Annotated in this window: 14 protein-coding genes; 5 read left to right on the plus strand and 9 right to left on the minus strand. The window is 31.4% G+C overall.

The features are described 5' to 3' along the window. Window positions 1–376: 376 nt before the first annotated feature. Window positions 377–541: a hypothetical protein gene (locus tag LQ598_RS12455; RefSeq protein WP_239745630.1), complete on the minus strand. Its 165-nt coding sequence runs from the start codon at window positions 539–541 to the stop codon at window positions 377–379. A 91-nt stretch (window positions 542–632) separates the two neighbouring features. After that, window positions 633–1967 carry an NtaA/DmoA family FMN-dependent monooxygenase gene (locus tag LQ598_RS12460; RefSeq protein ID WP_107556648.1) on the minus strand — a complete coding sequence of 445 codons (1335 nt, stop codon included), beginning with the start codon at window positions 1965–1967 and terminating at the stop codon, window positions 633–635. Window positions 1968–2435: 468 nt separating this feature from the next. Between LQ598_RS12460 and LQ598_RS12465 the strand changes: the two genes are divergently transcribed. Next, window positions 2436–3233: a hypothetical protein gene (locus LQ598_RS12465; protein ID WP_239745632.1), complete on the plus strand. Its 798-nt coding sequence runs from the start codon at window positions 2436–2438 to the stop codon at window positions 3231–3233. A gap of 315 nt (window positions 3234–3548) precedes the next feature. Then, window positions 3549–4481 (plus strand): aldo/keto reductase, encoded by a 933-nt coding sequence (locus LQ598_RS12470; RefSeq protein ID WP_107557420.1) that lies wholly within the window; start codon window positions 3549–3551, stop codon window positions 4479–4481. A 64-nt stretch (window positions 4482–4545) separates the two neighbouring features. Here the strand turns inward: LQ598_RS12470 and LQ598_RS12475 are convergent, their stop codons facing one another. Further along, window positions 4546–5124 carry a phosphoglycerate mutase family protein gene (locus tag LQ598_RS12475; protein WP_107559362.1) on the minus strand — a complete coding sequence of 193 codons (579 nt, stop codon included), beginning with the start codon at window positions 5122–5124 and terminating at the stop codon, window positions 4546–4548. 171 nt (window positions 5125–5295) lie between these two features. On the opposite strand from LQ598_RS12475, the gene LQ598_RS12480 reads away from it, so the two are divergent. Then, on the plus strand, window positions 5296–6336 hold the full coding sequence (locus LQ598_RS12480; RefSeq protein WP_103323576.1) for an NAD(P)/FAD-dependent oxidoreductase: 1041 nt from the start codon (window positions 5296–5298) through the stop codon (window positions 6334–6336). Window positions 6337–6386: 50 nt separating this feature from the next. On the opposite strand, the gene LQ598_RS13910 is transcribed toward LQ598_RS12480, so the two are convergent. Next, window positions 6387–7289 (minus strand): helix-turn-helix transcriptional regulator, encoded by a 903-nt coding sequence (locus LQ598_RS13910; RefSeq protein WP_107557418.1) that lies wholly within the window; start codon window positions 7287–7289, stop codon window positions 6387–6389. A 225-nt stretch (window positions 7290–7514) separates the two neighbouring features. Next, window positions 7515–8876, minus strand: coding sequence for a glycerol-3-phosphate transporter (gene glpT / locus LQ598_RS12490; protein ID WP_107557351.1), 1362 nt, complete (start codon window positions 8874–8876; stop codon window positions 7515–7517). Window positions 8877–9159: 283 nt separating this feature from the next. On the opposite strand from glpT, the gene LQ598_RS12495 reads away from it, so the two are divergent. Beyond that, complete coding sequence (locus LQ598_RS12495) at window positions 9160–9705, plus strand: hypothetical protein (protein ID WP_107557352.1); 546 nt, start codon at window positions 9160–9162, stop codon at window positions 9703–9705. 157 nt (window positions 9706–9862) lie between these two features. On the opposite strand, the gene LQ598_RS12500 is transcribed toward LQ598_RS12495, so the two are convergent. Then, entirely contained in the window at window positions 9863–10888 is a 1026-nt protein-coding gene (locus LQ598_RS12500; RefSeq protein ID WP_016913107.1) for a hemolysin family protein, read from the minus strand. Between the two features lie 219 nt (window positions 10889–11107). On the opposite strand from LQ598_RS12500, the gene LQ598_RS12505 reads away from it, so the two are divergent. Continuing rightward, window positions 11108–11752: a FusB/FusC family EF-G-binding protein gene (locus tag LQ598_RS12505; RefSeq protein ID WP_107557353.1), complete on the plus strand. Its 645-nt coding sequence runs from the start codon at window positions 11108–11110 to the stop codon at window positions 11750–11752. Between the two features lie 392 nt (window positions 11753–12144). On the opposite strand, the gene LQ598_RS12510 is transcribed toward LQ598_RS12505, so the two are convergent. From LQ598_RS12510 to LQ598_RS12520, 3 genes are read right to left on the minus strand one after another with little or no spacing between them, the layout of a single operon-like run. Continuing rightward, window positions 12145–12747: a response regulator transcription factor gene (locus tag LQ598_RS12510; protein ID WP_016913162.1), complete on the minus strand. Its 603-nt coding sequence runs from the start codon at window positions 12745–12747 to the stop codon at window positions 12145–12147. Further along, on the minus strand, window positions 12744–13850 hold the full coding sequence (locus tag LQ598_RS12515; RefSeq protein ID WP_103323571.1) for a sensor histidine kinase: 1107 nt from the start codon (window positions 13848–13850) through the stop codon (window positions 12744–12746). Before LQ598_RS12515 ends, LQ598_RS12510 begins: the two co-directional genes overlap by 4 nt. After that, the gene (locus LQ598_RS12520; protein ID WP_103323572.1) at window positions 13850–14581 is read right to left on the minus strand and encodes an ABC transporter permease; all 732 of its coding nucleotides are present in this window, start codon (window positions 14579–14581) and stop codon (window positions 13850–13852) included. Before LQ598_RS12520 ends, LQ598_RS12515 begins: the two co-directional genes overlap by 1 nt. Between the last annotated feature and the right edge of the window lies 1 nt (window position 14582).

The following is a 14582-nucleotide window of genomic DNA, read 5'->3' on the forward strand; positions in this document are numbered from 1 at the left end:
GTATTTATATCTATTTTAATATTTCTAGTCATAGTAAAACTCCCTGCTAAGTTTTCACTATTTAAGTGTTTCCTTAACAGGGAGCATATCATTGAACGTTGGCAGGCTTTTTTGGTTATTAGAGGGATCAAGAATACCCCTACTTTTATTTCAGAACCTTTATTCATTATTTTGAATTCATCACGCTTATGATGTTATAATGTATTTAACGAAAATAAGTTTTCACTTATACACCAATCCCCTCACTATTACGAGTAGTGAGGGGATTTTTGTTGGTGTGACTTCATTATTATATCATCGATTAATAGACACACATATCCTCTTCCAATAAGTTGAATTATGTTGAATTAACTTAAAAAAATTATACTCCGTTAACCTATTCTGATTCATTTAAAATACGTGAGTCAAGGCCTAGCTGATAATCTATATTCATATTTTCTCGTAGTGTGTTACCCATATAGTCTTCTGGATTTTCCATTGCCCGTCTACGGTCTAATGCCTCTCGATGCGTCTTTCCTAGTCCAAATGTGAAAAAGGCCATAAATTTAATTTCATCAGAAATATGACATAGCAACTCCGATACTCATGTGTTTTGTTTTCATTATAATTTCCTTTCAAATATGGTCATCATATTAAGTTAATCGTTTGTCTACACCATATTGATAGGGAATACCCAGATTTTCTCGTAATGTCTCTCCTTCATAATCTTTATGGAAGACACCTCGCTCTTGTAAGATAGGAACTACTTCTTCAACAAAACGTTCTAAGTCAGTTTCGTAAGCATCAGGTAATAACCAGAATCCATCTGCTGCTCCGGCTTCAAACCATGCAGTCAAGTGATCAGCAGTTTCTTTTGCATCACCTAACGTTGCAGGATGAAAGTCAATTACAGACTGATAAATGATATCGCGTAATGTCCAGCCTTCATGTGCTACCTTTAAAACATTCTCAATACGAGGGTCAGAATAACTATCAATTTCTACTCTGTCTAAAAGTTCCGGTGCTAGCGGATGATCTAAATCTTCCAGAGACAATCTAATACCTAACACCATTCCAATATAATGTAAGCGTTGTTGAATCAATTTTTCATCCATAAAGCTCGCATGACGATCAATTGCTTCACGTTTAGAATCAGCCACAACCGGCATGAGTCCTGCGATAAATTTAATTTCATCCGGTTCTCTACCCGCATCTATAGCTGCCTGACGTAGTGCATTACGTGTAGCAATCCCTTGTTCTATCGTCCACACTTCACCAATCATTGCATTCGCATAGCGACCTGCAAATGCAATACTATTAGGGGAACCACCAGAGTGGAAGATGAGCGGTTGCCCTTGTGGTGATGGAGGTATAGGCAAGGCACCATTTGCCTTTATATGCTTACCAGATAAATAAACAGGTTTTACTTGTCTGTATTCAGCAAAGACACCCGTATCTTTATCAGCTTTTAATGCCTCTTCTCCCCAAGTTGCCCAAAAATGTTGTACAGCTTCAACGAATTCATAGTGATTTTCATAACGTGATTTACTATCCATTAAATTAACACCAAAATGTTCTGCTACTTTTGGGCTTGATCCCGTAACAGCATTCCAGGCAATGCGTCCTCCACTCATTAAATCTATTCCCTTAAATTGACGTGCTACAGTATAAGGAAAATTCCACTGAGTATGTACAGTTGATGCCACACCAATGTGTTTAGTTTGTTGTAAAATTGCAGTAGAAGTAATAATAGGTTCAAGCGTCATCGATGGTACATGACTATTATCATCGGGTACTGCTCCAGGGAAATCCCCTACAAAAAGAAATTGAAATTTTCCTTTTTCAGCAAGTTGAGCATAACGAATATCTGCTTTAATATCTGGATAAGTATTACTATTGACTCCTTCGCTTTTCCAGGCTTTAGCATTTGCACCATATGCCCCTGTGAATCCTAATCCTAGCAACATTTGTTTTTTATTTTCAGTCATAAATAGCTCCTTCCAAATTTAGTTTGTTTTACAAAATTAGTTTTTATTGTTGATTACGATTGAAATCTGAACAAAATATCCAAAACTCTGAAGCATCTTCAATATAATTTTGATTACCACTGAGTTTCATTATTTCCTTGCGTAAGGAGCTATCAGTCACACGAATAATAGTTACATTTTGTAGCAAGCTGAAAGAAGAAGTTTAATTTGCAGCTTTAAATATTTCGTTAACCTGTTCCTCAGGTATCGCTTTATTTTCAAAATTTCTTATAGAACTATGGTTTTTTAATAAATCTATTGTTTCATTCATTATATTAGCCCTTTTCAATAAATATCATATCTAGTATATTAGTTTAAATAGTATCATTATTGAAGTAGGCAATAAATAATGACATAGTATTAAAAATAGTACTATTGTGACATGTAAGGATTTACATGATTAAAATATGTATAGGAGTGTTATTATCATTGGCAATGATTAAAGAAACCCTTATATGGATAACTTTATTAATATTTAATACTATTAATACAATCTCAATTATTTTAGATAAGGGTGCATTATTAAATATTCCTTTGTGGCTATCATGGTTACTATTTTTAGGGATTACATTTATTATCGTATTAACACTTTTCTTTAGAAAATATTTACAAAAAAAATATTCAACTTATGATTTAATTGAAAAGAATGATTTAAACTTAAAATCAAATGAATATTTTTTTCAATCTCCGTTATATCTAGTAGATAATCAAGTTATCCCTGTATATGGATTTGAAAATATAACATATACTCCAACATATTTTAATAAGATGCATAAATTTGTGAGTTTATTTGGGTTTTTTCCTATATATAGTACATATCTGACTTCTGAAAGTAATGAAGTTAAAATTATTCCACAAAATGCATTTCCACTTAGATATAAGTATAATGTGTATTTAAATAGTGAGTTTATAGGTGTTTTTGAAATGAGAAAGCTTTTAAAAGATAAAGGTATTAAGCAACAATTACCATATGTTTTTAAATCTGATGATAAACAGTATTCATTCAATAATGCGTATATGAGCACTCAAACTACTATTTCAGATTCTAAAGATGGGATAGTTGTTCAAGCAAATAGCAGTTTTTTTGACTTTTCTAAAAATAAGAATACAAAAAAGCGTGGAGAAAAGCATAATATTACGATAACTAACAGTCATCACTGTTCAGAATTACTTTTAGCAGTTTATATACAAGCGATCATTAATAAGCAATCTCCAAAGGCATCTTAGGAAGATTTAATTTATAAAGAAAGTATGGTTAAGTATTATATTATAAATAATTATTCATCTTTGTTTCTGCTGCTATATAATAGCAATGCAATTGGCACAATAAAACAGCATAGAATCATTATAAAAGACATGAAATCCTCCTTCTTTAGTAACTTGTTTATGATATTTATCTCTAATTTGAATGTTTAGCCATCTCTTAATCTAAATTCAAGCTAAACTTCCATACCCTACTCCCAAACTTTATATAAGCATATGATTTTTTTAATATCCTATTAGAATGATAAGATATAAAGAGTAATGAAAGGAGCGATTTAAATGGTAAAACAAGCTAAGTTAGGTAAATCAAATATTGAAGTCAATCAAATCGGTTTAGGAACAAATGCTGTTGGGGGACATAATTTATACCCTAACCTTGATGAAGAACAAGGTAAAGATGTTGTTCGCGCTGCGATTGATAATGGCGTAACTTTATTAGATACAGCTTTTATTTATGGTCCTGGTAGATCTGAGGAACTTGTAGGTGAAGTTGTTAAAGAATATGACAGAAAAGATGTTGTCATCGCTACTAAAGGTGCTCATTATTTTGAAGGTGAAGAAACGAAACTTTCTAATGATCCTGAATTTCTTAAAGAACAAGTTGAAAATAGCCTTAAAAGACTTCAAACTGACTATATAGATTTATATTATATTCATTTCCCAGATGATGAAACACCTAAAGATGAAGCAGTTGCTGCATTGCAAGAGTTAAAAGATGCTGGCAAGATTAAAGCAATTGGTGTTTCTAATTTTACTTTAGAACAATTAAAAGAAGCTAATAAAAATGGAAATGTTGATGTTATACAACATGAATACAACTTATTAAATCGCGAAAACGAACATATTTTAGAATATACAGCAGAAAATGATATTACGTTTATTCCTTACTTCCCATTAGCTGCTGGATTACTTGCAGGTAAATATGATGAAAATACAACTTTCGACGATTTAAGAGCGGATAAACCTGAATTCCAAGGTGAGCAGTTTAAAGAAAACCTTAAAAAAGTTGATAAACTAAGAGAAATTGCTCAAGAACACAATGTTGAAGTTGCACACATTGTACTTGCCTATTATTTAACAAAACCTTCATTGGATGTAATTATTCCTGGAGCTAAGCGAAATGATCAAGTAATAGACAACTTAACAACATTAGATGTACAACTAACTGAAGATAACATTCAGCAAATAGAGTCTCTATTCCCAATTTCATAAAGCAATATTCAACCGAGAAATGAATCATTTTCTCGGTTTTTTTATTTTTATAACTCCTGGCACACTAGCTTTTAAAAGTAAGATCATCATAATTAATTCTATTTATAGATTCAATCTCTTTATTTTCAAAAATAACTGCATATATATCTGGTTTGCTTGAATTCTTCCAAAAATCATACCCTATTTTATCGTCATAATAATTCAATATACAAGTTAATATATTGCCATGAGTCCCAATTGCTATGTTTTCATACTCTTTTTCTAGTAATTCTTCAATTATTGGAATTGCTCTTTTTTGGACTTCATGAGTACTCTCTCCGCCATCTAGTTTCATATCTCTATTAATAAATGATTCTTTAATTGCTTCTTCTATTTTATACCCTGGCAACTTATAATTCCCTTTCAATTTCTTTTCTTTTAAAGCTTCATATAGTTTAATATTTTCCTTTCGACACATAGGTTCGATAGTCTGTATAGCTCTTGTATAAGGACTACTTATATATAAATCAAAATTAATCTCTTCTAATTCTCTCATTATTTTAAAAGAATCTTCTATTCCTTTATCAGAGAGCGGTCTCTCTCTTTCTTTTCCGAAGACAAATGGTGATTCGGCATGTCTTATAAAATATAATACTTTTTTCAAAAAATACCTCCCAACTTACTAAATCTTCTCACAATTTCTGATAAATTAAAAAAATTACGAGTTCTTTCTATTAATATATTATGACAATCAACTCATTGATATTGATTATCATTTGCAAATATAGGATAATGATAATAAGTTGAAATATAGGAGGAATCATGACTGATGAATATGACAGACGTTACGATTATAGGCGGGGGTCCTGCGGGTTTGTTCGCGAGTTTCTATTCCGGGTTAAGAGGAATGAGCGTAAGAATACTAGATTTCCAAAGTAAATTAGGCGGCAAAATGCATGTATACCCTGAAAAAGTTATATGGGACATTGGCGCTATAGCTCCAAAACCTTGCTATGAAGTCATCCAAGACTTAGTTCAACAAGGCCTTCATTTTGGTCCAGAAGTTTGTTTAGAAGAAAAAGTTGTCGATATTAAAAAAGTTGAAGAACAACATTTTATTTTATATACAGCAAAAGGAAACGAATACCATTCTAAATCTATCATTATTGCTGTTGGTGGCGGGATCATTAAACCACTTACGCTAGATATTGAAGGTGCTGAACGCTTTGAACTTTCAAATTTAAATTATGTCGTTCAATCTATTCAAAAATATAAAAATAAGCATATACTGATCTCAGGTGCTGGAAATTCTGCATTAGACTGGGCTTGTGATTTATCTGAATATGCTAAAAGTGTCACGATTTGTTATAGAAAAGAAGAAATATCCGGTCATGAACATATGCGTCAATTATTAGATAAGCTCGATATTAGTAAGAAACCGAGCATGGCTATTAAGCAACTTAACAGTCACCCTGATAAACCAATGATTTCAGAAGTCGTATTAGAGAATGTGGAAACGAAAGAACAAGAAATCATCCCAGTTGACGAAGTTATTATTAGTCATGGTTTTGATCGTGAGTCTGAATTACTTCATAACGCACAAACTAAAGTTAATTTAGTAAATGATTTCTTTATTGAAGGTTTAGGAAATAGTCAAACGTCTGTTCCTGGTATTTTTGGAGCTGGAGACATCCTTAAACATGACGCGAAAGTTCATTTAATCGCATCTTGCTTTAATGACGCTGCCAATGCAGCTAACTTAGCAAAAAGTTATATTGATCCTGACGCACAAGAAGGCGGTCGTGTCTCAAGTCATAATGATGTATTTAAAGAGAAAAATAAAGAAGTTATTAAAAAATATATTGCCCAATCATAAACATAAAGTAGTCTAGCATATTTTCTAGACTGCTTTTTTATGTTCATTGGCTATGTGCAAACTGTTTGGGTATATTTTTGTTCAAAATGTCTTAAATAAAATTTAATTTCATCTATAGAAAGATTTTTTTCGTTATCTACCTCGTTAAAAAAGCTTGGTCGCGCAAATTGTGTGTTTTTATTTTGAATCATATCTCTATATTTTTTCGGCGTGACACCATAATATAATTTAAAAGAATGAATATAAGCAGAAACATTATAGAATCCATGTTTTTCAGAAATATCTATTACTTTTTCATGCGTATGAATTAAATCATATATACTATTTAATAATCTAATATCTGTTAAATAATCTTTAAAATTCACACCCATTTGTTCTTTAAACATTTTCGAAAAATATGACTCAGATAAATGATACTTATGCGTGAATGTATTAATTGTAATACGTTCGTTGTAATGCTCAAAAATATAATCTTTAATTTCTTCAATTATTGGATTAACATTTTTATGAATAATTGGACAATCATGATTATTTAAAAATAAACGTTCTTTATAAATTTCTAAAATAGATATAAGTTGTTTCATGATTTTTAAATTCTGATTGTTGTTGTGTGTTAAATTTAAACAACATAAATATATCAACTGATCTCTTAACATCATAATTTCTGATTGTGAAGTAAGATGGCCATGATTAGATAATAATTCTGGTACCATCGTTTCAATTAATGATTCGTATAAATGAATCTGTACAACAATATTCCCTTCCAATACATCTAGTTTATAACATTCATTATGCTTAACAATAAATGTTTCACCTTCTTCGTAAAAAGTGCTTTCATCTTTAATCGTCATCATAACCTTACCTTTAAGCACAACAAAAAAAGAAATCCCGACATGATTACGATATTTAGTAGCTGAATACTTTAAGTATTTGATTTCATATATATTTCTCACAAAAAATCTCCTAATTCATTTTTATCTTTTGAAATATTTGACAATAATTCATAGTTGAATAAAATGTAAAATTATGAATGCTAAAATATTGAATTATAACGATAATATTATAATTCTAAAACTTTAATGAGTAAATATATAAAAATTAAAAATATCTGTTTTCATATTAAAAAATCAAAAACTGTTGATAAAGCAAATGCTTTATCAACAGTTTTTTATATTGCATTAAGACTTCACAACTTCTTGACCACGTTTGTTCCAAGTAAAGATGAAACTCAACATAGCTAGAATGCTCGTAATTGTTAATAACAAGAATCCAGAATCCCATCCTAATTTATCAACAGTTAAGCCCATAATAATATTGGCCATTACTGCACCGCCTAAATAACCGAATAACCCAGTTAATCCTGCTGCTGTACCTGCTGCTTTTTTAGGCACATAATCTAGCGCTTGTAAGCCAATCAGCATAACCGGTCCGTAAATTAAGAAACCTATAGCAATTAAAGCCATATTATCCACTAACGGATTTCCTGGAGGATTTAACCAATAGACAACAACAGCGATTGTAACACCTAACATGAAGATAAATCCTGCTGGCCCTCTTCTACCTTTGAATACTTTATCGGAAATATAACCACATAATAATGTACCCGGAATGCCAGCCCATTCATATAAGAAGTATGCCCAACCTGAAGCATTTAAGTCGAAACCTTTTTCTTCACTTAAATAAGTTGGTGCCCAGTCTAGTACACCGTAACGAACGAAATAAACAAATATATTAGCAACGGCAATCATCCATACCCATTTATTATTTAAAACATATTTAAAGAGTATTTCTTTCGTTGTTAATTCAACTTCTAACGTTTGTTGTTCTTTGTTCGGATAATCATTTCTATAATCTTCAATCGGAGGTAATCCCATCGATTGTGGTGTATCTCTAACAAGAATGTATGATACGAATGCAATGATTAATGCGATGATAGCTGGATAAATAAATACACCTTCAAACCCCTTTAAATATCCAAACGTAAGTGTACCTGTAATAGATATACCTAGCAATGCGATTGGCGCCATTAAACCGCCACCTACATTATGAGCAACGTTCCATATCGCCGTTTTACTTCCACGTTCACTCACACTATACCAATGTACAAGTACTCTTCCTGATGGTGGCCACCCCATCCCTTGGAACCAACCATTTAAGAAAAGCATAATAAACATAATAAATACGCTTGATGTTAATACAGGAATTAAACCCATGAGCAAGTTAACGATGGCTGTTAGCACTAACCCTAACGTTAAAAATATTCTTGCATTACTCCGGTCACTAACAGTCCCCATTATAAATTTACTAAATCCGTACGCTATTGAGATAGCTGACAAAGCAAACCCCAATTCCGTTTTGCTAAAGCCCTCATCAATCAATGCAGGCATAGCAAGAGAAAAGTTTTTTCTTAATAAATAATAACCGGCATAACCAAGAAATATCCCTAAAAACACTTTAAGCCTTAATTTCTTATAAGTATCGTCTACCTGTTCTTCTGGTAGTGGATCGATATGTTTAGCTGGTTTCAAAAAATTTGCCATAGTGAATCCCCCTAATATTGAATATTTGTAAAGATTGTAAATGATTTGTAAATGATTGGATGATAGTTTCATCATAGATTTTGACAACGTTAAAGTCAATGTAATTTGAAACATTTTACAACATGACATTATTTATTTTCACAACTTTTATTTAATACAAGTGTATTAAAATGTGTCATACTTTGAATATGACAAAAATAATTAATAACGAAGAAAATAAAAATCCATTAAATAAAAATAGATGGAGAAATAGCTGGACTAACACAATAAAGGAGGACTAACTATGAACTTAATCGTATGGCTCATTATTTTCTGTGAAATAGCCTTTTGGGTCGTTATATTACTCGGATTGGTCACAAGATACATTTTTAAAAAGAAAACATTAGGCCTATTCTTCCTAGCACTTACACCCGTTATAGATTTAATACTGCTTATCACAACATCTGTAGATCTCATAAATGGCGCAACAGCTGAAATCCCTCATGCGATTGCTGCAGTTTATATAGCAGTATCTCTTGTATTTGGAAAAAGCATGATAAAGTGGTCAGATGATAGATTTAGATATTATGTGATGAAAGAAGGACCAAAACCCATTAAACCTGTAGGATTGGCTTACGCTATACACTATGCTAAAAGCTGGTTGAAACATTTGCTCTCTTACTTTATAGGAACAGGGATTTTGCATTTAATCATTTATTTCATTCATGATAAAAATCGTACAGAAGCTATGGATGGTGTGATTCATCTTTGGACAATTGTCATCATCATCGACTTAATTATTTGTATTTCATATTTTGTATGGCCACCGAAAGAGAAAAAACATCATTAACAAATAAAGCGTCAGGCTCGAACCATATTCCTAAAGCAAGCATGTACTTTATAAAATCAGAAATATAAAAATCACCCAATCCGACAATGTATCCAACGGTTTGGGTGATTTATTTTGAGCAAGGAAATGATGTCCTAAGCTCTTCTGTTATACTATTTTATTTATCATGCTCATCTTCAATATTCCCGACAATATTTTCAAGGATATCTTCCATAGTAATAATACCTACCAATTTATCTTGTTGATTATATACGATCGCGATATGAACACGTTTGATTTTCATTTTTTCTAATACACTTTGAATAGAATCCGATTCTGTGACATGTATAATATCATGAATTAATTCAGAGATATGTTCTATATTGTCTTTTAATAAATCTTTGGCGTGGATATAACCTACAATATTCGCTTCATTTTCTTTAAACACAGGATATCTTGTATAATATCCATTTTTCACGAAGTTAATCGCTTCTTGTTGGCTCGAGTGAATATCAATCATTGCAATGCTATCATTTGATATCATGCAATCCTTCACCGTCAATTCATCGTATATAAAAACTTTATTAATATGTTCCAACTCAGTTGATGAAATTTCTCCACCTTGGTGACTCTCTTGAATCAACATTTTTAATTCTTCTTCAGAATGAAATAATTCCGACTCTTTAGCCGGTTTCATGCCTATTAAACTAAGTATTATTCTTGCTGAACCATTTAAAATAAAAATAAAAGGATATAATAATTTATAAAACAGTATGATTGGTTTTGCAAAGAATAATGTGACTTGTTCAGCTTTTTGAATTGCTATTGTCTTAGGTGCCATTTCACCTACTACAACATGCAAGTATGTTGCAATAACAAATGCACTTACTAACGTTAATACATGAATCATCGTTTCTGATAAACCGAAGCTACTGTATAGTGGATGAAGCATAAATTCAAATGTATATTCTCCTACCATACCTATACCTAATGCGGTTATCGTAATTCCTAACTGACATGCTGCTAAATATTCATCAAGATAATCTACTACTTTTTTTGCTGATTGAGCATTTTTGTAATTTTGATTAGCTAAATAATTGATTCTTGATGATCTCACCTTCACAATTGCAAATTCAGTTGCAACAAAGAATCCAGTTAAAGCAAGTAATACAATAAAAATAATTAAACTAATAGCGGTTCCCAACTAATTCCTCCATGTTATTACAAATTACAACCATTTTAGATTGTAATTTAATTTTACACTATTTCGATTATTTTTAATAATATTATACATTTGAAATTAGGTAGATAAAGGACTATACTAGTTTCTGATAAGGAGGGATCTTAAGATGCTACTTTATGTGTCATGTTCTCTACAATTATTCATACCCAACGATCAAATTAATTAAAGAAGGGATTTTTTATGAATAATTATATACAACCATATCAATTCGTTAGTATTAAACAAAAGTCAGAACAATTATCTAATGTCTATAAGTCAGTTAACGACTTAAAAACAATTGATACTTTTCAAGCAATCACTTATGACCATATATCACAACTTTTTAGCGAGAAACATTCTGAAATAGAAGAATTTACAAATATAATCATGAACAAAAGAATTTCTCGAGCGCAAGTCGAGAAAGTATTATTTGGACTTAAAAGCTATGTCATTCCTTTTGAAATGCCTTCAAGTAAACAATTGGAAAAACTTTTTAAAAAGACTAAAAAGTTAAAACAGCCAGATTGGGAAAGCATTGATTTAAAAGAGTCTTCTTATATAGGTTGGAATGATTCAGGAAAGCAAAAGAAATTTATAATAATGTATGAAAATGGCATATTAACAGGTGTTTCGGGCGATTTATCACCTACTATTAAACCTGGTATTTGCAGCATATGTAAAAAAGAATCAAATGTTTCTATGTTCCTATCTATGACTAAATCTAAAGGTGATGGAACATATACTAAGAACGGCAACTATATTTGCCATGATAGTCAACGTTGTAACCAACAACTCGATCAACTAGACGGATTATATGATTTTATACACACTGTAAAAGCAAAATAATATTTTTAAGATTGTGAGTCTGGAACATAAATACCCATTCTCAAAATAAAAGGTCTCTTCATTAGGCTATCGCCTAGTGAAGAGACCTTTTTTATGTTTTGAAATCTTACGATTTTGCTCGTGCATGCTTGCCTAGGGGTATGGCTCGATCCTGTAGTCTCTCACTCATACTATTCCCCCGGGCGTCAGCACTTTACAAAATCGTGAAAGGTAATCAAAGTGAAATCAGGATTACGGTGTTCAGTGATCACTCTGGATAAATCGCACGAAGACTCAGTAGATATCGTGCGCTTCTGGTAAATCCAGCTCAAATCGCATGAAGACTCAAACGATATCATACGATTCCAAAGCATTTGCGCTCTGTTATTTTTCATCTAAAATATAATACCCTACTATATCCAACCTTTTTCAACGGCTATTTGCCAGGCATCAAATCGATTATCCGCTTCTAATTTATCAATAATAGTCGATGTATAATTTCTAATTGTGCCATCTGATAAAAATAATACTTTTGAAATTTCTTTACTTGATAAGCCTTTGCCAATTTCTTTTAACACAAGTTGTTCTTTTGGGTTTAGTGGATTTTTATATTTAAACATAGAGGTCATTAATGATTCGCTATATTCTTTCTTGCCATTCATAACACTTTTTATTGTTACAACGAGCTCATCTACAGAGCGTTCTTTCAGTACATATGCGTCTACATCATTTGCTACTGCACTTTCAAAATATCCCGGTCTTTTAAATGTCGTCACAATTATCACTTTTGTATTCAATTTTAAATCTTTAACTGCTTTTAATACTTCGAGTCCAGTCATTTTAGGCATTTCAACGTCTAATATTGCAACATCTGGTTGTTTATCTTTTATGATTTGTAATGCATCTTCACCATTCGGGACATCACCTAAGATTTCTAATTCATCATTCAGTTCCATTAATTGAACCATCGCTTTTCGTAACATTTCTTGATCTTCTGCTATCACGATTGAAATCATAATGTATCATCCCCCCTCGGCAAAATAACCGTTATTTTTAAGCCTTCATTTAAATTATTCACATCTAATTTTCCTTTTACTGCATCGACACGATGTTTAATACTTTTAAGATCCTCTTCACAAATGTTTTTCATTCCGATACCATCATCTTGAACCACCATACTGATGCTTTTATTCTCTTCAATAATTTCGCCTGTCACTTTAGTAGCTTTTGCATGTTTGATCACATTATTAACCGCTTCTCTCAATATCATCGACAAAGCTGATTGCTTAGTTGGACTTAACGACTTAGCTCGATCAGCATTTCTAAATTCAAATAATAAATTCGCGTTTTCTAATAATGTATCCATCGTCTTAATTTCTTCTTCAAATGATTGTAATTTCAAATCGTCGACAATCGCTCTTACTTTAACTAAAGCATCTTTAGATAATTCATTAACAGACGCCATTTCACTTTTCGCTTTATCTACATCTTTATCAATCAATTTCATTGCAAGTTCAGACTTAACACTTAAACTCGCAAACACATGTCCTAACGTATCATGTAAATCTTGACCGATACGATTTCTCTCTTGTTCAGCTATCAACGTATTAATATGTGCATTTTGATTGCGTATTTTTTCTTGTAGCTTTCTGGATTCTAATACTTTAAAATTCCCGTACATAACTAATAAAATGACAATAGCCATTGGAATCATGAGCATTAAATATTCTTTGTCATCTAATCCAATTATAAAAATAGTGAATACAAATGCACTTACATACATGAACACTTCTACTGAGTTCATCTTCAATTGAAATACATAGGGTATGATATATGCTCCATAAAAGAAGAATAATAAATGTGAAGCATTAAAAAATCCTACAAAATAAAAGATGCCTAAAAAGTGAATGACTAATAAGGTTCTTCTTAAAATAATTTTCTTAGATAAGTCATCATAAATCATAATTAAATAACTTACAGTAAATAGAACGGTGATGAGTATACCGCTCCACAATGGTCCTTTATGTCCAAGCACTGATAAACTTAGCACAGGAAAAATTAAATATATCAAATTTGAAGTGCCTATCGGATTTGCTTTCACTTTTTCTAATATAGACATTAAATCACTTCCGTTTTTTTACGTATAAGTAATGCGATACTTATAAATAGTATACAATAAACAGCTAAGATGAGTAACGATTCAAAGTTAATACCGCTGTTTGTTGTAAATGAAAGAGACAGTTCTTTTAAATTATAAGTCGGTGTTACATATGAAACTTCTTTTAACCAATCGGGAAACTGATCAGTCGGAAACCATAAACCACCTACTATAGCAAGTCCTAAATATAATATATTTGCCGCTGCACTTGCCTTCTGTAAGTCTTTCATTTGTGAAATGAGTATGCCTATTGATAAAAACATACTAGCGCCTATCCATAATAAGATGCCAGAACCCATCCATTCACCAACTGACATTTCGACACCTCTATATAATCCTCCAACTAAAAATAACGCTATGATCGCTATGCAAAACATGCACATTAATTTCATCACTTTTCCTGCATAATAATAGATTGGCGATAAAGGTGTTTTAAATAAATTTTTAGCCCAACCTATTTTCTTATCTTCAATCATCTCTAGCGGAAATGTCATAATACAGAAACTACTTAAACTGAAAGTTGCCATGCTAAACATGTACTCTTTATAAAATTTTGTTTCATATTCTTTTGGCAAATCAAGCATTGCCGTAAAAATTAAATACAATACAAGAGGTAACATGATTGAAAGTATTAAATATGATTTTTTTCGAGAAATTAACAATAATTCTGATTTAAAATAAGCCCATAACATA

This window comes from Mammaliicoccus sp. F-M27 (assembly GCF_022387115.1).
Lineage (GTDB): Bacteria > Bacillota > Bacilli > Staphylococcales > Staphylococcaceae > Mammaliicoccus > Mammaliicoccus vitulinus.

What these genes read in the sequence shown, in the direction of transcription:
- LQ598_RS12455 (WP_239745630.1), bottom strand. Translation starts at nt 541, where the DNA reads ATGGCCTTTTTCACATTTGGACTAGGAAAGACGCATCGAGAGGCATTA.
- LQ598_RS12460 (WP_107556648.1), bottom strand. Translation starts at nt 1,967, where the DNA reads ATGACTGAAAATAAAAAACAAATGTTGCTAGGATTAGGATTCACAGGG.
- LQ598_RS12470 (WP_107557420.1), top strand. Translation starts at nt 3,549, where the DNA reads ATGGTAAAACAAGCTAAGTTAGGTAAATCAAATATTGAAGTCAATCAA.
- LQ598_RS12480 (WP_103323576.1), top strand. Translation starts at nt 5,296, where the DNA reads ATGACAGACGTTACGATTATAGGCGGGGGTCCTGCGGGTTTGTTCGCG.
- glpT (WP_107557351.1), bottom strand. Translation starts at nt 8,876, where the DNA reads ATGGCAAATTTTTTGAAACCAGCTAAACATATCGATCCACTACCAGAA.
- LQ598_RS12495 (WP_107557352.1), top strand. Translation starts at nt 9,160, where the DNA reads ATGAACTTAATCGTATGGCTCATTATTTTCTGTGAAATAGCCTTTTGG.
- LQ598_RS12505 (WP_107557353.1), top strand. Translation starts at nt 11,108, where the DNA reads ATGAATAATTATATACAACCATATCAATTCGTTAGTATTAAACAAAAG.
- LQ598_RS12510 (WP_016913162.1), bottom strand. Translation starts at nt 12,747, where the DNA reads ATGATTTCAATCGTGATAGCAGAAGATCAAGAAATGTTACGAAAAGCG.
- LQ598_RS12515 (WP_103323571.1), bottom strand. Translation starts at nt 13,850, where the DNA reads ATGTCTATATTAGAAAAAGTGAAAGCAAATCCGATAGGCACTTCAAAT.
- LQ598_RS12520 (WP_103323572.1), bottom strand. Translation starts at nt 14,581, where the DNA reads ATGTTATGGGCTTATTTTAAATCAGAATTATTGTTAATTTCTCGAAAA.